The organism is Pseudodesulfovibrio sediminis (assembly GCF_020886695.1).
Lineage (GTDB): Bacteria > Desulfobacterota > Desulfovibrionia > Desulfovibrionales > Desulfovibrionaceae > Pseudodesulfovibrio > Pseudodesulfovibrio sediminis.
On record NZ_AP024485.1, the window covers coordinates 1,358,149 to 1,375,771 of the forward strand.

A 17,623-nucleotide genomic window follows, 5' to 3' on the forward strand; every position below is an offset into this window, starting at 1 on the left:
CCGCCATTTTACTTTTCGACTACCTGCGGGAGAGTTCCGATGGAACAGGCTGATCTGCGACACTGGGAAAACAAATGTGTGCAGGAAGAAGCGCCTCAGTGCACTGCATCCTGCCCCCTTCATGTTGATGTACGAACGTTTTGTTCGCTCATGGCCCAGCGCCGATGGGACAAAGCATGGACAATTCTTGCCAAGACGCTGCCACTACCAGGCGTACTGGCCCGACTCTGCAATGGACCATGCAAATCCCACTGTGTCCGCAAGGACGCCGGGGGCGCCATCGCCATGGACTCTCTGGAACGTTTCTGTGCGGACAACGCAAAGCCTGTTGCGCCACCTCGTCCGCTCCCCAACCGCAAAAAAACCGTGGCCGTCGTCGGCACCACGCTGACCGGTCTCTGCGCGGCCTGGGAAATGGCTCGCCGCGGTTTCGACGTCACCCTGATCAGCTCTGACATCGCCAATTCACTTGCCTACCTGCCCATAGACTCGCTCCCTGAAGGGACCGTTGAACGGGAACTGGCAAATCTCGAAAAACTCGGTGTTGTCGTCAATGACAAGGAGACCCTTTCTGCAAAGCTCATCACCTCGCTAATTGAAACCTACGACGCGGTCTTTCTGGACAGTGATGCAGCCCCAGCCCTGTCTACCGAATATGGTACACCGGACGATCTGACGTTCGGTACGCAGATAACCGGATTGTTTGTCAGCCCGAAAGGCGAGACCTCCGCCATTCTACAGGCTGCCTGCGGCAGACGCGCAGCCAATTCCATTGAACGCTTCACACAGGGTGTTTCCCTGGTATCCAATCGCGAACTGGAAGGCCCCTACCCCACACGGTTGTTCACCAGCCTGGAAGGCGTGGAAGTACAGGCGCCGCTCATTGACTCCGGCAACTGTACCGAGCTTGAGGCGCGCGATGAAGCCAAACGGTGTATCCAGTGTGAATGCATGGAGTGCGTCAAGCAATGCGAATACCTGAAGCACTTCAAGTCGTATCCCAAAATTTACGCCCGACAGATTTACAACAACGAATCCATCGTCATGGGGACACGTCAGGCCAACAGCATGATCAACTCCTGCATGTTGTGCGGATTGTGTGAAACCATCTGCCCCGAAGACTTTTCCATGGCCGATGTCTGTCTCGCGGCACGCCGAACCCTGGTGGAACAAGGCAACATGCCGCCCTCGGCCCACGACTTCGCCTTGCGCGACATGGCCTTTGCCAATGGCGAGAAATGCACCCTGGTCCGGCATGCCCCCGGTACAGACACCAGCGAATACCTGTTCTTCCCCGGTTGCCAACTGACGGCCTCCGATCCTGACGGCGTGGAACGCGCATATGCGGACCTCCGCGCCCGCATGGACAATGTCGGTCTCTTCCTGCACTGCTGCGGTGCACCGGCCAAATGGTCCGGCAGGGAAACGTTGACCAACTACGTCATGACCGAACTCAGAACCGGGTGGGAATCACTGGGCAAGCCCAAGATCATCGCAGCATGCCCGTCATGCATAAAGGAGCTCCGCGAAGGGTTGCCCGATGCCGAAATCCTCTCCCACTGGTCCATTCTGAGCGCTCTCGGAGTGCCTGAAACCGCCCTCAAGGCAACGGCCACATTTGCCATCAACGACCCCTGTGCCGCCCGGCACGACAAGGTTGTGCAGGACGATGTACGCGCTCTTCTGGACAAACTACAGGTCACGGTTGTGGAGCCTCCACTGACCGGCGAGACCACACAGTGCTGCGGCTATGGTGGCCTGCTTTCCGAAGCCAATCCGCAACTAGCAGACATTGTGACCAGACAACGGGCTGGGACAATGGACGAAGACATTGTCACCTACTGTGTCATGTGCCGCGACATGATGGCCAAAACCGGCAAGGGAGCCATACATATTTACGACCTCCTCTACCCGGAAACGGGCAATCGGGCAGACCGTGCCGCCCCGGGCTACTCCGCCCGTCGCGAAAACCGGGTCCACCTCAAGGAGGCACTCCTCTCCGGCGTCTGGCAGGATGCGGATGACATACCAGCCTTGCCCCATGAATCCGTTGTGGTTCAGTACACCGACAAAGCCGCCGCCATCATGGAGGAACGACGCATCCTGCACACCGACGTGCAAAAGGTCCTCTACGCAGCATCGCAGTCAGGCAAGCGATTCGTTCACTCCGAATCCGGCCATCTGCTGGCTTCGTTCAGACCGGTTGTCGTGACCTATTGGGTGGAATATGAACCCGTTGACGATGGATATCTGGTCCACAAGTCCTGGTCTCACCGCATGCATATCAAAGGAGCCAAAGCATGAGCGTCATAAGAGTCCCTGAAGCAGATGCCGCTGGCTGGGAATGTGCGTCCTGTGGCGAGAAACTGGTCACCAAAGTTGTCGAGCTGGTATACCTGGACGCCAAATTCGATGTTGAACTCCCCACGTGCAGCAAGTGCGGACAGGTCTTGATCACGGAGAACCTCGCACTCGGTAAAATGCAGCAAGTGGAGCGAATGCTGGAGGACAAGTAGCCGTGGTTGATACGCGTCCTTTATGGGAACAGCCCGTGCTGCAACAGGCCGCCGGAGACACGTTGCGCCCCGGCGGCTTCGACATCACCGACAGGGGGGCGGAACTGGCAGGAATTCTGCCGGGATGGCGCGTCCTTGATATCGGCTGCGGCCTTGGCGCGACTGTTGCCAGATTACGTTCCCGATACGGTGCCAACGCCTATGGCATCGACGCCTCAAGCGAACAACTGCAACGGGCTGAAGACAACACGTATCTCTTTGAAATGAGAGGTGATTCCCTACCCTTTTCCGCCGACTCGTTTAACGCTATCTTCGCTGAATGTGTCCTCTCCCTCATGCCGCATAAGGATACCGCGCTCGAACACTGGTATAGGGTGCTCAACCCTGGTGGTTTCCTCATTCTTTCCGACATTTTTTCCGACGGACACATCAGCGCGAATTCCAGCCCCTGCGCACAGGGAAGCATTCCGCTGGCCGACACGCGGACGCTGGTAGAAAAGGCCGGTTTCATCGTCCGTCAGGTTGAAGATCATTCACATCGACTCAAGGAACTGGCGGCCAAACTCATCTTCGCCGGTCATACGGGGGAGAGTTGTCGTTGTCAGAATGGAAAACCGGGATATTACTTACTGGTCGCACAAAAAGGAGGAGCATCACATGCTGGATGATGCCGGATTGAAAGTAATGGAGCTGGGTGGTAAAGGCTATTGCTGTACTCAGATCATGATCCTGTTGGCACTGGACGAGATGGGCAGAGAGAACCCTGATCTGGTCCGCTCTGCGGCCGGCCTGTGCAACGGGCTTGGAGACTGCTCTGGCCCATGCGGCGTACTCAGCGGCGCGGCCATGATTCTGGGGTTGTACAGCGGCAAAGGCTTGGACATGGAAGAGGCCGAAGAGTGTCTGCCGGTCATGCTCGAAGAACTCAGAGACTGGTTTACGGAAACAACCGCTGAATTTGGCGGCACAACCTGCACGGCCATCCTCGGTGGCGAATGCGGACAGCCCGACCCGATCCGTTGCGGTGGGCTGCTGTCAGCAGCCGTTGAACAGGTGCGCGAGATTCTGGTTGCCAACGAACTCGATCCCACTGAAGGTCGTGACGAATAATGTCCTCCCCCGCCCGTAGCGTCTGTCCCATATGCCTGGCACCGATCCCGGCCTCCCATGAGACCGTGGGGCAGGACACCTATCTGGTGAAAACCTGCCCTGAACATGGAGCGTTTCGCACCATCGTCTGGAGGGGCGCTCCTGATCATGCGGCATGGGCCCGGCCCAAGATTCCCTCCCGTCCCAAGACACCCTTCACCAAGCGGGAAAAAGGGTGCCCACAGGATTGCGGTCTGTGCGAAGGCCATGGGCAGCATACCTGCACCGCTGTTTTGGAAGTGACCTGGAGATGCGACCTTGGCTGCCCGGTCTGCTTTGCCTCGTCCGGCAAGAAAGCCCCTGCAGATCCCACGGTAGAAAAAATCGATTTCCTGCTGGAGCGCGTCATCCTCGCCTCCGGCCATTGCAACCTCCAGCTCTCAGGCGGCGAGCCCACGGCCCGACACGATCTGCCAGCCCTTGTTTCTCTGGCAAAAGAGAAAGGATTCCCCTTTGTCCAGCTCAACACCAATGGCATCAGGCTGGGCACTGACCGGAACTATGCGCAGACTTTGGCCCAGGCCGGACTGGATTCCGTATTTCTTCAGTTTGACGGCATAACCGATCAATCCTACATGGCCCTGCGGGGCCGCCCCCTGCTGGAAGAAAAGTTCGCAGCAGTACGTAACCTGGCTGAGGCCGGTATCGGCATCGTTCTGGTTCCAACCGTGGTGCCCGGCGTCAACGATCTGGGACTGGGCGACATCCTGCACTATGCCGCGCAGAATTCACCTGCCGTGCGTGGCGTCCATTTTCAACCGGTCAGCTACTTCGGTCGGTACCCGGAAGCGCCCGGTGATGACCAGCGCATCACCCTGCCCGATGTCATGCGGCGGCTGGAGGAACAGACCGACGGCATGGTCAAGGTCACGGACTTTCTGCCTCCCGGCTGTGAGCATTCCCACTGCTCTTTCCATGGCAACTATCTGGTCTCCGAAGACGGTTCGCTGCAACGACTGTCTGCAGGTGGTTCCTGTGGATGCGCGCCCCGCCCCGCCTCAGAAGGCGCGGACAAGGCCAAATCCTTTGTCCGTCAGCAGTGGGCGCCCCCGGCCGATGGCTTTGCAATCGAACAAATGGCGAAAAAGGACGACCTTGATGCCTTTATCGCTCGGGCGACCTCCCATAAATTGGCTGTATCCGGCATGGCTTTTCAGGACGCCTGGACACTGGACCTTGAGCGGTTGCAGGGGTGCTGCATACATGAAGTCTCACCGGACGGCAGGCTCATTCCATTTTGCGCATACAACCTGACAGCCATGAACGGCGAACCGCTGTATCGAGGCAAATGTCATGACAACGTTGAAGCTTGATACCTGTCTCATGCGCCGCATGGGCCTCCCCGAAGGCTCTACTCCACCGTCCTTTGAGGCGGTCCGCGGTTGGCAGGCAAGAACCTTGCGAGACCTTGTCGCTCACGCACAACAGCGCAGTCCTTTCTACGCCCGTCACTTCGACGGTGTCGAAGCGGACCAGATAAAGAACCTCGACGATTTCTCCCGCCTCCCGATGCTCACTGCGGACGATGTACGGCGCAAGCCAGAGGACATGCTCTGCGTTTCGCAGGACGAAATAACCCGCATCGTCACACTGCAAAGTTCCGGCACAACCGGCGAACCCAAGCGTATTTTCTATACCAGCGAGGATCTGGAAGCCACGGTGGATTATTTCCACTGGGGCATGAGCCATCTCGTGGGGCCGGGCGAGACAGCCTTTGTACTCATGCCGGGAGAACGTCCGGGCGGCGTAGGTCAACTGCTGATGCAGGCGCTTGAACGGGCTGGTGCCCGCGCCGTTGCGCACGGTGTCATGGAGGACAGCGAGGCCGCACTGGATCATCTCTTACAAGAAAACGGGACCTGTATCGTGGGACCGGCATCCCATGTGAATATGCTTGCCTGCGCCTGGCAGCGCCGCGGACTGCCCAAGGGACGCATCAAATCCGTGCTGCTCTGCTGGGACGCGACCCCGGACGCCGTGGTCCGACGCGTGACCGATGCCCTCGGCTGCCGAACATATCGCCACTGGGGCATGATTGAAACCGGTCTGGGTGGTGCCGTTGAATGCGCCCCCGGGGCAGGCATGCACCTGCGTGAAACCGATGTCTATCTGGAAATAATCGATCCGAAAACAGGAACCCCGATGCCAGACGGCGAATTTGGCGAGATGGTGGTTTCCACTCCCCTGAAGCGGGGAATGCCTCTTATCCGTTACCGCACAGGCGATCTGGGACGGATACTCCGGGGGCACTGTCCGTGCGGCACGCCCCTGCGTCGATTGGATGCAACTATTTGCAGAATTGGCGGCGGTACTCCCTTGCACACGGGCACGCTGGAACTCGGCGAATTGAACGAGGCGCTGTTCGCTCTTCCCGAAGTGGAAGATTTTGTTGCCTCTTACGGGGACGGCCTTCTTCGCCTGGAAATATGCAGCCCTGAAACAGACAGTGCAAAAAATGTCATGAAGACCCTTGCAACAATACCTGTTGTAAGGCTAAATACAAACGCAACTCAACTCAATATGGAAATCGTCATTCGCAACACCAGTGAACCCGCCATTCACGGTCTTGCCAAACGACAAATCATGCGAGTGAAAGGAAACTGATTCATGAAAGCGTTCGTCCGCTCCGTCTGCGAGCTTATTGAGAATGGTGAAACATTCACCCTCGCTTCGGTTGTTCACAGCACCGGTTCAACCCCCCGTTCGTCCGGTGCAAAAATGGCTGTACGTGCCGACGGGTCCATCTTCGGCACCATTGGTGGAGGGCTGGCCGAAGGCATGGCCTGCAAAGACGGCAAAGACATGATCGCACTCGGTGACGGCACCACCCGGTTCATGTTTGTGGACATGACGCAGGAGCTGGCCGCCAACTCCGACATGATCTGTGGCGGCGGGTTGTCCGTACTGCTGGAAGTCGTTGCTCCCGATGGTCCCTGCGCCCAGGCGTACAAGTCCATCGACACGCTGCTCCGCTCCGGCTCCAAATGCGTTCTGCTTTCAACCTACACCGGTGAAGACAAAGCCAGCGGTCATGTAATCGTCACTGCCGACGCAGTGGGCCCGGAAATGGTCATGACCGCCTTTAAAGAAGCCGCCCCCGTATTCAACAAGACCGATGCGGCCATGGCGCTTGCCGAGCCGTTCATTCCGCCCGCATCCGTCTATATTTACGGCGCGGGACACGTCTCCCTGTTCACGGCCAAGGTCACGGCCATGATCGGCATGCGTACCGTGGTGCTGGATGATCGGGAAGAATTTGCCAATACGGACCGGTTCCCTGATGTCGACGAAGTGCGCGTGATTGATTCCTTTGACGGATGTTGCAATAATATGCCCATCGATGAAAGCTCGTGCATCATCATTGTCACCCGAGGGCACCTCCACGACCGCAATGTTCTGGCCGAAGCACTCAGGACCAACGCGGGATACATCGGCATGATCGGCAGCAAAAAGAAACGCGATAAAATTTATGATTCCCTTCTGAATGACGGGTTCACTCAAAAAGATATCGACCGATGCTATTGCCCCATCGGGCTAAGCATCGGCGCAAGCACACCCGAGGAGATCGCAGTCTCCATCGGTGCGGAACTTATACAAGCACGATCAAGGTAAGGTTTATGACGAAACTGGCAGCGATTATTCCGGCTGCGGGGCTTTCCTCCCGCATGGGTGCTTTCAAGCCCTTGCTCCCGCTGGGCAACGGCACAGTCTTGTCGGAATGTATCTCAGCCTTTCGTGTCAACCACCTGAAACAAATCGTGCTGGTCACAGGCAAACGTGCCGGAGAAGTGGGGGCGGAAGTCCTCCAGACCGGCATCCAAATCGTCCATAATCCCAATTATACCGACGGCATGTTCTCATCGGTACAGACCGGCGTGGGCATGCTTGATGATGACATTGACGGATTTTTCATGCTGCCCGCGGACATGCCTTTGGTACGCTGTGAAACTGTCGGACGGCTCATGGACGAGTTCACCATGTTTCCCTCTTCCGTGGTCTACCCCCGTTTTCTCGGCGAACGCGGACACCCGCCGGTCATCCACAGAAAAATGATCCCGGAAATACTGGCCCATAACGGCACCGGCGGTCTGCGAAGCATATTGGAACGGTACGAAGACACGGCCCGCGATCTGGATGTGGCTGATTACGGCACCCTCCACGACCTTGACCATCCCGCCGACTACGGGCTGGCACGCGCCCTTGCCAAGAATCAGTATCCTACCAAGGATGAGTGCCTCCAGATCTGGAATGTGTATGACACCCCACAGGTCGTCAGACGCCACTGCATTGCTGTTTCCAAGGTCGGCGAAGCCATTTGCCGAAAGGTAAACGCCATGCGGAGCAACGGCTCGAAGCTCAATCGCGGTCTGGTGGTGGGCGCCGCTTTGGCCCACGACATCGGCAAAGGGTACAAACAGCACGAGCATGTCGGGGCGGAACGCTTGCATGATCACGGATTTCACGAAGCGGCCTATGTAATCGCAGCGCACACGGACCTCCATCTCTCCAGAAACCAGCCTTTGACCGAGCGGGAAATAGTCTTTCTTTCGGACAAGCTGGTTCGAGGCGTGGTTTTTTCTCCGCTGAAAGACCGCTACACAGCCAAAATGGCCAAGTACGGGCACGAACCGGAAGCCAAGAAAAACATACTCAACCGGCTGAGCAGAGCGCAGAATATTCTGGAACGCTTTGACAAGGAAACCGGGATATCAATGGAACAGCTCGCCCAAATGGTACTCTCATGATCCTGTTGGCGCGGCACGCCCAAACCGTTGGCGGTAAAGGCCGATGTATCGGCAGGACCGCACTCCCCCTCTCGGACATAGGCAAGGAGCAGGCCAAACACATGGCCGAGGCACTGGTTCACATTCCCCTGAGAAGGCTGTGCACCAGCCCCTCCCAACGGGCTCTGGACACCATTGCGCCGCTGGCGAGACGGCTCGACACCATGCCGGAAGTCCATCATCAGCTGGATGAAATAGACATGGGAGAATGGGACGGTGTCCCCTTTGACGACATACAGAAAGACTACCCGGAAGCCTATGCCAAACGCGGCATGGACTTCAGTGGATTTCAGCCGCCCAACGGCGAGAGCTTCAATCAGGTCGCGGAACGTGCCATGGCCGTGCTCAATGCCCTGGCGCAAGGTCCCCGCCCGGTGCTGGCCGTCACCCACGCAGGGGTTATCCGATCAGTCCTCTGCCGCCTGATGCAACACACGCTGGATGATCTGTTCAACTTCAAACCCGCTCACGCCTGCATGACCATCATCTGGCGTGGCCCGACCGGGTTGGAAATCATCGAAACCAATGTCGCCCCCGAAGATGTTGGGAGATATGTCAAATAAAAAGCGAACAGAGAACACCACCCCGTCTCCATTGAATTTTCTCCTGTTATGCGGAACGGTTTTTCTGATCGTCTGCAACGTGGCGGTCTATTTCAGCCTGCATGTCTACCTCCAGCGGATCGGATTTTCCGGCAGTCAGTCCGGGCTTGTCATCAGCCTGTATTCTCTGGCGGGAATGATACTCTACGGAACAATGAGCAGTCGGATCACCCCATCCAATGCCTTCCTGTCCATGACCATAGGTCTGATCGCGATGTTTCTGGGCGGGTGCGGCTACCTCTTTACCACGTCGCTGTGGGGATTGCTGGGGCTGCGCATCGTGCAGGGCATTGGCGGATTTTGCGTTTTTGCGCCATGCACGGTCCTGCTTGTCTCCATCATCCCCAAAGGCAAGGAAGGGTCGGCCTTCAGCCTGTACTCGGCAGCCCTGCTCCTCCCCTACTCAATCCTCCCAATTGTATCGGACGGCCTGAGCACTCTGGTCTCCAGTCCAACATGGCTCTATGCCGGGGCCGCCAGTTTGATGCTTCCAGCAGCCGCTTTCACACTCTGGCTCAAGGGTAATATTCATCTCTCACTCGACGGCAAATCGAGCAAAAAACGATTGGGGACCAGGGACTCCTTTGCCAACCTGAAACAGCCCACCATTCTGGCTGTCCTGGTGACAAACCTCTTCTACTTCATAATATTTACAGGGATCTTCTTTCTCTTTCAGGGCTTCGCACTCTCGCGTGGCATCGAAAACGCGGGCATCTTTTTCACGATCCAGACGGGAGTCATGATAGCCATTCGACTGGGGGCAAACCGCATCTTCGACACTCTGTCCCCCAAACTGCTGATCACTACAGCCATGGTACTCACCAGCGCAAGTCTGGGGTGCCTTGTTCTGCTCAACGGGAGCACCCTGCTCATACTGCTGGCGATCCTGTTCGGTCTCGGCATGGGGCTGTGCACCCCGCCACTCAATGCATTACTCTATCAGAGCGGCGATCCGCAATTCCGTGGGTTCAATGCCAACATGATGATCCTGACCATCCACGCCGGTTCCTTTCTGGGACCGCTGCTGGGAAGTCGCATGGTGGAAATCACAGGCTACACGACCTTTCTCCTGGCATCGGCACTCACAACGTTGGGCGTGGGAATCCTCTTCATGCTGCTGGCCCCCATACCCCGAGGACACTCCACCCGGCCCCGGTAAACACAGATCGAACAGACTTCTCCCCTATCCGAACAGTGCACGGTATCAGGGGATGGCAAGGGACTGCTGGCCGACGAACTCCGGGGTGACAAGAAGCTGTACGCCGTGTTCTCCGGAATCAAAATTCTGCTGACTATTCAACCCTTTTGGGATGTCCTGCAACAACGACTCTCCCCATGTGTGCTGAACGGCACTACCCCTGACATCTGAAAGATTGACCAGACTGGACATGGAAAAAAGCAATTGTATGCCTGCCCCCTCTCCCAGATGAATGGTCTCCTCCACTTCCTCGGCAAAAAGCAGCGCCCCATCCAGGGCAAACACCATGACCATGCCATGATACAGCCCACTTCCCTGCGAAAAATTGAGCTTCAGCAATGAACCGGTTCCTTCACGCGGCCCGATGCCGAACTGTTTCTCCGTCAGTTGGACATCCTCATAAAGCCAGACCATCCCCTCTCCCAAGCGCGAAATAGTGGTTGGTGGCCCCAATTCGGCGAGAACGTCCCAATAATAGGTCGAATGCGTGGTAAAATGCGCTGCATTTACGGGTTGGGGCGCTGTTGATTCCGACTGAATAATAGTGCAACCGCTCACAAACACGGTCAAAAGCAGCACACATGAAATCAGGATGCTACGGCTCTGCATACTCTATGGACTCCTGGCTCATGGAGTACGTGCGTAGCGCTCCTTTTTCATCAAAGAAAAATACGGCCCTGTCATAGGTTATCTTCTCATTGAGCGAATTGAAGAGGATCAAAATCACACCGCCGCCCTCTGTCTGCTCGGCAAGATAGTAGAAAACCGGACCGGCCTGAAGATTAATGATCTGCGAAGGAGGTCCGAGACTTTTGATGATGTCAGTCTGCGTTGTTTCGCCGGGAACAAGTTGCGACTGATCAATACTCCGCCACGTATTTTTCACTCCTCGCTGCCGGTGATAACTCGTACACGAAACAAGCAATACGAGTGCAACAACCGATGCGACTAATACTGAGAACACAGATCGAACGCACATGACAAGCGACTCCTTATTGATTCCATCCTAGCAGTTGTGACACTTCGCGTCAGAAATTGTCAATTTTCATTTAAAACGGTACACAGTCATGACGACTCAAGGCTGGCATTTGCAAAGGACACCCCCACGCGACATCCAAGGAAAAGGCTCTGGAAAACGCTGCGGGAACTCCCTGATATGGCACATGAAACCGGCTCTCGAATGGACGGCGTCGATCCTCTGAGTGAAAGGCATTGGAAATTCGAATTTGAATAACGCCACACCCATAACGTAAAAGATTGGAATTATGGAACAAAAAAATATATGTGCAAACCTTGAATCCAAATTGTAAAAAGCAGTGGCATCGCGTACTGTCGCGCCGCATAAACTGGCTAATAGATGAGATAAATTGTATCTCTTCTTCCCAGTCAACAGAGACGAACCCATCACGGGAAACGAGACGAAATTCAAAGAGCACCCTATCATGTACTCAAAAAACATATCATCCAAGCATATATCCCTGCACGCCCGCTACGTACTCTCCCTGGCAGCAGTCCTCTCCCTACTGACAATCCTTGGACCGCTGAGCATGACTGCCTCTGCACAGGACGAACCGCAGTCTCAACAGCAACCCCCACAGCAAACCGAAGAAACAGAAACGCCATTCAACCGTGAGATCCTGGTGGCCAAGGCGCTTGAGCTCAGCCTGTCCCCATTCGAAATCCCACAGGGACAAGTACCGCAACCTCTGCTGGATCTCAGCTATGACGCCTGGCGCGAAATACAGTATCGCCCAGAACGGGCACTCTGGAAAAAGGAAAGGCTGCCGTTTGAGATCCAACTCTTCCACCCAGGCATGATCTATGACCACCTGGTGGACATCAACATTGTCAAAGACGGACACTCCCACAGGGTGGCCTTTGACTCGACCATGTTCGACTACGGCAGCAACCACGCTGTGCCCGAGCAGATCCCCGACCACTTCGGTTTTGCAGGGTTCCGTATCCATGGTCCGATCAACACGCCAAAATATTTCGATGAAATCGCCGCATTTCTAGGGGCAAGCTACTTACGCGCCGTAGCAAAGGGCGGAGTCTACGGACTCTCTGCCCGAGGACTGGCCGTTGATACAGCCCAACCGGATGGTGAGGAGTTCCCCTATTTCCGGGAATACTGGATTGAAAAACCCACCAGACACAGCACAAACCTGACCGTCCACGCGCTGCTGGACAGCAGAAGCATGACCGGCGCCTATACCTTTGTCATCACAGGGGGCAAGACCACGACCATGGATGTCACGGCCACGCTTTTTCTGCGAAAATCCGTGTCGAAAATCGGCATAGCTCCATTGACCAGCATGTTTTTGTTCGGCGAAAACACCGACACCCGCAAGGTCCGGGATTTCCGCCCGGAAGTGCATGACTCCGACGGTCTGCTCATCAAGTTTGAGTCTCAGGAGTGGTTCTGGCACCCCCTGAACAATCCGGAGACCCTGCAAATAGACGCGTTCAAGGCGGACAACGTCCAGGGATTCGGGCTTATTCAGCGCGATCACGACTTTGAGCATTATCAGGATTTTGAAGCCAACTACGAACGCCGCCCCAGCCTGTGGGTCGAACCACGCGGCAATTGGGGCCGAGGTCACGTGGAGTTGATCAGCATTCCGACAAATCAGGATATCCACGACAATATCGTGGCCTTCTGGACTCCGGATGAACCGCTGCCAGAAGGGGTTCCGCAGACGTACGAATACCAGCTGCGCTGGTACAGCGGCCGCTTCACCCATCCGCCTCTGGGATATGTCGAATCCACCTGGGTCGGCGATTCTGAAGACGGTGGGAAGCAGTTTGCCATTGATTTCAACAGCAAGGCACTGGGGATGCTGAAAGAGAGCTCCCCTGTGTTGGGCATTGTCACCTGCGGCAAAGGAGCGGTAATAACCGACCAGAATGCACAAAAAAATATGCACACCGGCGGTTGGAGACTCACCTTTGTCATCCACCCCGACGAAAAACCGTCGGCTCTGGACAAGGTCCTCCTCAACCGCAAGCCTCCCGTCGATATTCGTGCTTTCCTGAAACTGAACGAGACAACACTGACGGAAACCTGGAACTATGCCTACCAGCCCTGAGACCCATACGGTCACAGACAGCGCACAGCGTGACAACACCGCCCGCTGTCTGCTTGCATACCTGGAACAGTTGCCCATGGAGATGGAGACGCGCCTGGAGTTGACGCTGGATGTGTTGCGGGAACTCCCCAGGGAAGCCACGCCCGAACAGGCGCTGGAAGCCCTGCTTTCCCGACTGCCGACACATGACCCAGAGGATTATCCGCCGAGTTCTCCGCCCATCACGCGAGAGCACATGCCCGCCCAGTATCTCGGTCGGCGACGCTCCGGCATCCCCGGCTTCGCCTCCCAGTGGGGCTGGCTGCTCATTGTCGGGCTGTTGCTGGCCCTGACCCTGTTGTTGCATATTTCCCAGTGAGCTTAGCGATGGATAACATGTCTACACCTTCCTGGCGAAGTGCCACCATCAGACGCCGTCTGGTACTGACCCTGCTCATCCTGATCCCGTCAGCACTGGCGAGCTCCTATGTCGGCTCCGTCCTTCCCAACAAAGGCTCCACGCCTCTGGAACTGGCGATCATCATCGTATACTCTGTCCTGTTCGCCTGGATATCGGTCGGATTCTGGACCGCCATTCTCGGGTGCTTCACGCTGCTGCGCCGCTACGACCGTTTTTCGGTCAGCCACGCGCTGTCCGAACCGCTGGAGCAGGACACAGCCGCCCGCACAGCCGTACTCTTTCCCATCTGCAACGAAGACACCCCGCGCGTCATGGCCGGGATCAAGACCACATACCTCTCCCTGCAACAGACACCGGGCGCGTCCCAGTTCGATATCCACATCCTGAGCGACTCAAGCGGTGCGGACAAATGGATGGAAGAAGAGGCAGCCTGGGCCGATCTGGTGGAAGAGCTCGGAGCACAAAACCGCATATTCTACCGCAACCGCAAGGTGAACCTTAAACGCAAGAGCGGCAACGTGGCCGACTTCTGTCGCCGACACGGCAAGGCATACACGTACATGGCCGTGTTCGACGCGGACAGCGTCATGAGCGGCGAAACGCTGAACGCCATGCTCCACATCATGGAGCGGCGCCCGAAGATAGGCATCCTGCAAACCGCACCAGCCTGTTTCGGCCACGACACACTGCTCGCCCGTCTGCAACAGTTCGCCAACCGTGTGTACGGCCCCATGTTCGCCGCAGGCCTGCATTTCTGGCAGTTGGGCGACGCCCAATACTGGGGCCACAACGCCTTTATCCGCATTGAACCGTTCATGCGCCATTGCGGATTGCCCAGACTCTCCGGCAAACCGCCCCTTGGTGGCGACATCCTCAGCCATGACTTTGTGGAAGCCGCCCTCATGCGCCGTGCCGGATGGGGCGTATGGCTGGCCTTTGACCTGCCCGGCAGTTGGGAGGAGTGTCCGCCTAACCTGCTGTCCGAACTCAAGCGGGACCGCCGCTGGTGTCAGGGGAACCTGCAACACCTGCGCCTGCTGTTCACTGAAGGCCTGTTTCCGGCCCACCGGGTCCTGTTCCTCAACGGCGCCATGAGCTATGCCTCGGCCCTGCTGTGGTTCACGTTTCTGATGCTTTCTTCCGGCGAAGCCGTGCTTCAGGCCATTGTCGGACCGAGTTATTTCGCGGCCACCCGCTCCCTGTTCCCGGCATGGCCCGTATGGCAGCCGCTGTGGGCGCTGGTCCTGCTGGCCACGACAGGTGTCCTGCTCTTCTTCCCCAAGCTCTTGAGCTATATGCTGATTGTCATCAAGACCCGGCGATCGCGCCTGTTCGGCGGGCCGTTCAGGCTCCTGCTGAGCATCTTCATCGAGGTTGTTTTCTCGGCCCTGCTGGCCCCCATCCGCATGCTTTTTCACAGCAAGTTCGTGTGCATCACCCTTCTGGGACGGCAGATAGGCTGGGGATCGCAACAGCGGGACGACCGCCCCACGACCTGGGGAGAGGCCATCCGGTTTCATGGTGGAGGCGCGTTGTTCGGGCTGCTTTGGGGCGGCGTTGTCTGGCTCTATTCACCCGATTTTTTCTGGTGGATAGCGCCCATTGTGGTGCCCATCATTTTTTCCATGCCGCTCTCCGTCATCACCAGCCATCATGGGCTGGGCCTCTGGTTGCGCAAAAAGAAACTGTTGCTCATCCCGGAAGAAGCCGCTCCGGAAAAAGAGATCAGGGATGTCACCCGATTCACCCGGGAAATGGAAGACACGCCCGTCCCCCTTGCCCTGCCGCGTGAGGCAGGATTCCTGCGCACCCTGCTCGACCCCAGAGTGAATGGTCTTCGACGCGCGCTGCTTGCCCGACGCGGCCAACACACCGGGAAAGTATCCAATGCCACCCTTGAACAGATTGAAGAGAAAATTCTGCAGACCGGACCGGCATCACTGTCTGTCAACGAAAAGCTGACCCTGCTTCGCGATGCGGGCCGACTCCGCAGGCTCCACACCATGGCGTGGACCAAGAATAACGGCTCGCTACGCGAACGGTGGATGAAGTGAGTATTTCCCCCAAATCGCTCCGAAACTCCCGCCTCAAATCAGGTCGGAACTTCGGACGGATTGACCGAAAACCACCACCCTGCACAGCCCAATCAACCAGACCGCCCCACCACTTTGGGAAGATCGCTCCCGACGCCCATGCAATTCTCTGCTTGAACCCGAGAGAATTGCCATGTAGGGACCGGCGTATGCACTGGTCACACCAAATGCCAAACGGCTTTATCTGGATTTTTCCCACTCGATTTCCGTGATCGTGACAGGACATCTGACACAAATGCCTTTTTCACACAGCGACATTGTCGTCTGTATACTTCATTTCTTTATTGATTGAGTCATAAACGTATTAAGGAGTTTTGACATGGCTATCCAAAGCCTGAATCCGGCTACAGGAGAAGTGCTCGCCACATTTGACGAATATACCCCTGAACAAACCAATGACATCCTGACATCCACTGCCACTGCATGGAAGACATGGCGCACGACAACGTTTGCCGAGCGTGCAGCCTGTTTGCAACGAGCAGCCACGCTGCTGCGTGAACAGAAAACCCGCCTTGCTGAAACAATCGCCCTTGAAATGGGAAAACCCATTCGTCAGGGCAGCGCAGAAGTGGAAAAGTGTGCCGCTGTCTGTGAATACTATGCGCAGGAAGGCGAAGCCATGCTTGCCCCGCAGCCGGTCGACGGGCCGGGCCGCAAGGCGTACATCACCTTCGAGCCACTGGGCACGGTCCTCACGGTCATGCCCTGGAACTACCCGCTCTGGCAGGTCTTCCGCATTGCCGCCCCCTCCCTCATGGCAGGCAACGGCGTGGTGCTCAAGCACGCCTCCAACGTTCCCCAGTGTGCCCTGGCCATCGAGCAGATCTTCAAGGATGCGGGCTGTCTCGAAAACATCTTTCGCACCCTGCTCATCGGAGCGCGTCAGGTGGAGGCCGTACTGGACCATCCGTCCGTGTTTGCCGTCAGCCTGACTGGCAGCGAATATGCCGGTCAAAAAGTCGCAGCCGCTGCCGGCGCACGCCTGAAAAAAACCGTCATGGAGCTGGGCGGCAGCGATCCTTTCATCGTGATGCCCGACGCGGACCTCGACGAAGCAGTCAAGGTCGCCACCCACTCCAGATGTGGCAACACGGGCCAGGCCTGCATCGCAGCCAAGCGTTTTATCGTCTTTGACACGGTCTATGATGCATTCGTGACCCGCCTTGAAGAGAGCATGTCCCGTCTTGTCATCGGCGACCCGCTGGACCAAGCCACGGACATGGGTCCCATGTCCTCGACAACGCTCCGCGCCGAATTGCAGGGCCAGATTGACCGTTGCGTTGAGGCTGGCGGAACCATCCGCATGGGAGGGGCCACCCCCAAAGGGCCCGGCGCCTACTATCCGCCCACCATCATTACCGATGTCCCACGCACCGCCGCCATCTGCCAGGAAGAATTTTTTGGTCCGGCAGCGCTGATTTTCAGCGTCTCGTCCGAGGAAGAGGCGCTGGCTCTGGCCAATGACACTCCCTTCGGCCTGGGCGGCTCCATCTGGTCTCAGGACGAGGAAAGCGCTCTGGCCATGACATCCGAAATCAGGACGGGCGGCGTCTTTGTGAACGGACTGGTTCGCAGCAGCCTGCACCTGCCGTTTGGCGGGGTGGGCAACTCCGGCTACGGTCGTGAGTTGGGAACCTACGGCATCCGCGAATTCACCAACGTCAAATCAGTCTGCGTCGGCTAAAAAAAACGGCTGGCACAGGAACAAGCCTGAACCGCCGCAAGACGCAATCCGATCATCACGGCAGCCCGGGGAGAATGAACTGACCATTCTTCTCGGGCTGCTTATTCA

16 protein-coding genes are annotated in these 17,623 nt (G+C 57.0%); 14 read left to right on the forward strand and 2 right to left on the reverse strand.

The genetic code is table 11. The features are described 5' to 3' along the window. Positions 1-39: 39 nt before the first annotated feature. From SRBAKS_RS06520 to SRBAKS_RS06565, 10 genes are read left to right on the forward strand one after another with little or no spacing between them, the layout of a single operon-like run. Positions 40-2,304, forward strand: a complete 2,265-nt coding sequence (locus tag SRBAKS_RS06520) for a pyridine nucleotide-disulfide oxidoreductase/dicluster-binding protein (protein WP_229595359.1) — start codon at positions 40-42, stop codon at positions 2,302-2,304. Continuing rightward, positions 2,301-2,516, forward strand: coding sequence for a DVU_1557 family redox protein (locus tag SRBAKS_RS06525; RefSeq protein WP_229595360.1), 216 nt, complete (start codon positions 2,301-2,303; stop codon positions 2,514-2,516). Before SRBAKS_RS06520 ends, SRBAKS_RS06525 begins: the two co-directional genes overlap by 4 nt. A gap of 2 nt (positions 2,517-2,518) precedes the next feature. After that, entirely contained in the window at positions 2,519-3,184 is a 666-nt protein-coding gene (gene trsM / locus SRBAKS_RS06530; protein WP_229595361.1) for a DVU_1556 family methyltransferase, read from the forward strand. Then, on the forward strand, positions 3,174-3,626 hold the full coding sequence (locus SRBAKS_RS06535) for a DVU_1555 family C-GCAxxG-C-C protein (protein ID WP_229595363.1): 453 nt from the start codon (positions 3,174-3,176) through the stop codon (positions 3,624-3,626). The genes trsM and SRBAKS_RS06535 overlap by 11 nt, the downstream gene beginning before the upstream one ends. Next, positions 3,626-4,978, forward strand: a complete 1,353-nt coding sequence (trsS, locus tag SRBAKS_RS06540) for a radical SAM (seleno)protein TrsS (protein WP_229595367.1) — start codon at positions 3,626-3,628, stop codon at positions 4,976-4,978. Before SRBAKS_RS06535 ends, trsS begins: the two co-directional genes overlap by 1 nt. Beyond that, positions 4,959-6,269 carry a DVU_1553 family AMP-dependent CoA ligase gene (locus SRBAKS_RS06545; protein ID WP_229595369.1) on the forward strand — a complete coding sequence of 437 codons (1,311 nt, stop codon included), beginning with the start codon at positions 4,959-4,961 and terminating at the stop codon, positions 6,267-6,269. The genes trsS and SRBAKS_RS06545 overlap by 20 nt, the downstream gene beginning before the upstream one ends. A 3-nt stretch (positions 6,270-6,272) precedes the next feature. Then, positions 6,273-7,277 (forward strand): XdhC family aldehyde oxidoreductase maturation factor, encoded by a 1,005-nt coding sequence (locus SRBAKS_RS06550; protein WP_229595371.1) that lies wholly within the window; start codon positions 6,273-6,275, stop codon positions 7,275-7,277. A gap of 5 nt (positions 7,278-7,282) precedes the next feature. Then, positions 7,283-8,410, forward strand: a complete 1,128-nt coding sequence (locus tag SRBAKS_RS06555; protein WP_229595373.1) for a DVU_1551 family NTP transferase — start codon at positions 7,283-7,285, stop codon at positions 8,408-8,410. Beyond that, complete coding sequence (locus SRBAKS_RS06560) at positions 8,407-9,012, forward strand: histidine phosphatase family protein (protein ID WP_229595375.1); 606 nt, start codon at positions 8,407-8,409, stop codon at positions 9,010-9,012. Before SRBAKS_RS06555 ends, SRBAKS_RS06560 begins: the two co-directional genes overlap by 4 nt. Then, on the forward strand, positions 9,002-10,210 hold the full coding sequence (locus SRBAKS_RS06565) for an MFS transporter (RefSeq protein WP_229595376.1): 1,209 nt from the start codon (positions 9,002-9,004) through the stop codon (positions 10,208-10,210). Before SRBAKS_RS06560 ends, SRBAKS_RS06565 begins: the two co-directional genes overlap by 11 nt. A gap of 45 nt (positions 10,211-10,255) precedes the next feature. Here the strand turns inward: SRBAKS_RS06565 and SRBAKS_RS06570 are convergent, their stop codons facing one another. Both SRBAKS_RS06570 and SRBAKS_RS06575 read right to left on the reverse strand, forming a co-directional pair. Then, a complete protein-coding gene (locus tag SRBAKS_RS06570) occupies positions 10,256-10,663 on the reverse strand; it encodes a hypothetical protein (RefSeq protein WP_229595377.1) in 408 nt (135 codons plus the stop codon). A gap of 181 nt (positions 10,664-10,844) precedes the next feature. Continuing rightward, complete coding sequence (locus SRBAKS_RS06575; RefSeq protein WP_229595378.1) at positions 10,845-11,135, reverse strand: hypothetical protein; 291 nt, start codon at positions 11,133-11,135, stop codon at positions 10,845-10,847. 556 nt (positions 11,136-11,691) lie between these two features. Between SRBAKS_RS06575 and SRBAKS_RS06580 the strand changes: the two genes are divergently transcribed. The 4 genes from SRBAKS_RS06580 to SRBAKS_RS06595 all read left to right on the forward strand — a co-directional run bounded on the left by SRBAKS_RS06580 (position 11,692) and on the right by SRBAKS_RS06595 (position 17,515). Continuing rightward, positions 11,692-13,338, forward strand: a complete 1,647-nt coding sequence (locus SRBAKS_RS06580) for an OpgD/OpgG family glucan biosynthesis protein (RefSeq protein ID WP_229595379.1) — start codon at positions 11,692-11,694, stop codon at positions 13,336-13,338. Next, positions 13,322-13,696, forward strand: a complete 375-nt coding sequence (locus tag SRBAKS_RS06585; RefSeq protein WP_229595380.1) for a hypothetical protein — start codon at positions 13,322-13,324, stop codon at positions 13,694-13,696. The genes SRBAKS_RS06580 and SRBAKS_RS06585 overlap by 17 nt, the downstream gene beginning before the upstream one ends. 17 nt (positions 13,697-13,713) lie before the next feature. Continuing rightward, positions 13,714-15,792 carry a glucans biosynthesis glucosyltransferase MdoH gene (mdoH, locus tag SRBAKS_RS06590; protein ID WP_229595382.1) on the forward strand — a complete coding sequence of 693 codons (2,079 nt, stop codon included), beginning with the start codon at positions 13,714-13,716 and terminating at the stop codon, positions 15,790-15,792. Positions 15,793-16,150: 358 nt separating this feature from the next. After that, positions 16,151-17,515, forward strand: a complete 1,365-nt coding sequence (locus tag SRBAKS_RS06595) for an NAD-dependent succinate-semialdehyde dehydrogenase (RefSeq protein ID WP_229595384.1) — start codon at positions 16,151-16,153, stop codon at positions 17,513-17,515. Positions 17,516-17,623 lie beyond the last annotated feature (108 nt).

Excerpts from the sequence above, each read along its gene's own strand:
- SRBAKS_RS06520 (WP_229595359.1), top strand. The coding sequence starts at position 40 with ATGGAACAGGCTGATCTGCGACACTGGGAAAACAAATGTGTGCAGGAA.
- SRBAKS_RS06525 (WP_229595360.1), top strand. The coding sequence starts at position 2,301 with ATGAGCGTCATAAGAGTCCCTGAAGCAGATGCCGCTGGCTGGGAATGT.
- SRBAKS_RS06535 (WP_229595363.1), top strand. The coding sequence starts at position 3,174 with ATGCTGGATGATGCCGGATTGAAAGTAATGGAGCTGGGTGGTAAAGGC.
- trsS (WP_229595367.1), top strand. The coding sequence starts at position 3,626 with ATGTCCTCCCCCGCCCGTAGCGTCTGTCCCATATGCCTGGCACCGATC.
- SRBAKS_RS06545 (WP_229595369.1), top strand. The coding sequence starts at position 4,959 with ATGACAACGTTGAAGCTTGATACCTGTCTCATGCGCCGCATGGGCCTC.
- SRBAKS_RS06550 (WP_229595371.1), top strand. The coding sequence starts at position 6,273 with ATGAAAGCGTTCGTCCGCTCCGTCTGCGAGCTTATTGAGAATGGTGAA.
- SRBAKS_RS06555 (WP_229595373.1), top strand. The coding sequence starts at position 7,283 with ATGACGAAACTGGCAGCGATTATTCCGGCTGCGGGGCTTTCCTCCCGC.
- SRBAKS_RS06560 (WP_229595375.1), top strand. The coding sequence starts at position 8,407 with ATGATCCTGTTGGCGCGGCACGCCCAAACCGTTGGCGGTAAAGGCCGA.
- SRBAKS_RS06565 (WP_229595376.1), top strand. The coding sequence starts at position 9,002 with ATGTCAAATAAAAAGCGAACAGAGAACACCACCCCGTCTCCATTGAAT.
- SRBAKS_RS06570 (WP_229595377.1), bottom strand. The coding sequence starts at position 10,663 with ATGGTCTGGCTTTATGAGGATGTCCAACTGACGGAGAAACAGTTCGGC.
- SRBAKS_RS06580 (WP_229595379.1), top strand. The coding sequence starts at position 11,692 with ATGTACTCAAAAAACATATCATCCAAGCATATATCCCTGCACGCCCGC.
- SRBAKS_RS06585 (WP_229595380.1), top strand. The coding sequence starts at position 13,322 with ATGCCTACCAGCCCTGAGACCCATACGGTCACAGACAGCGCACAGCGT.
- mdoH (WP_229595382.1), top strand. The coding sequence starts at position 13,714 with ATGTCTACACCTTCCTGGCGAAGTGCCACCATCAGACGCCGTCTGGTA.
- SRBAKS_RS06595 (WP_229595384.1), top strand. The coding sequence starts at position 16,151 with ATGGCTATCCAAAGCCTGAATCCGGCTACAGGAGAAGTGCTCGCCACA.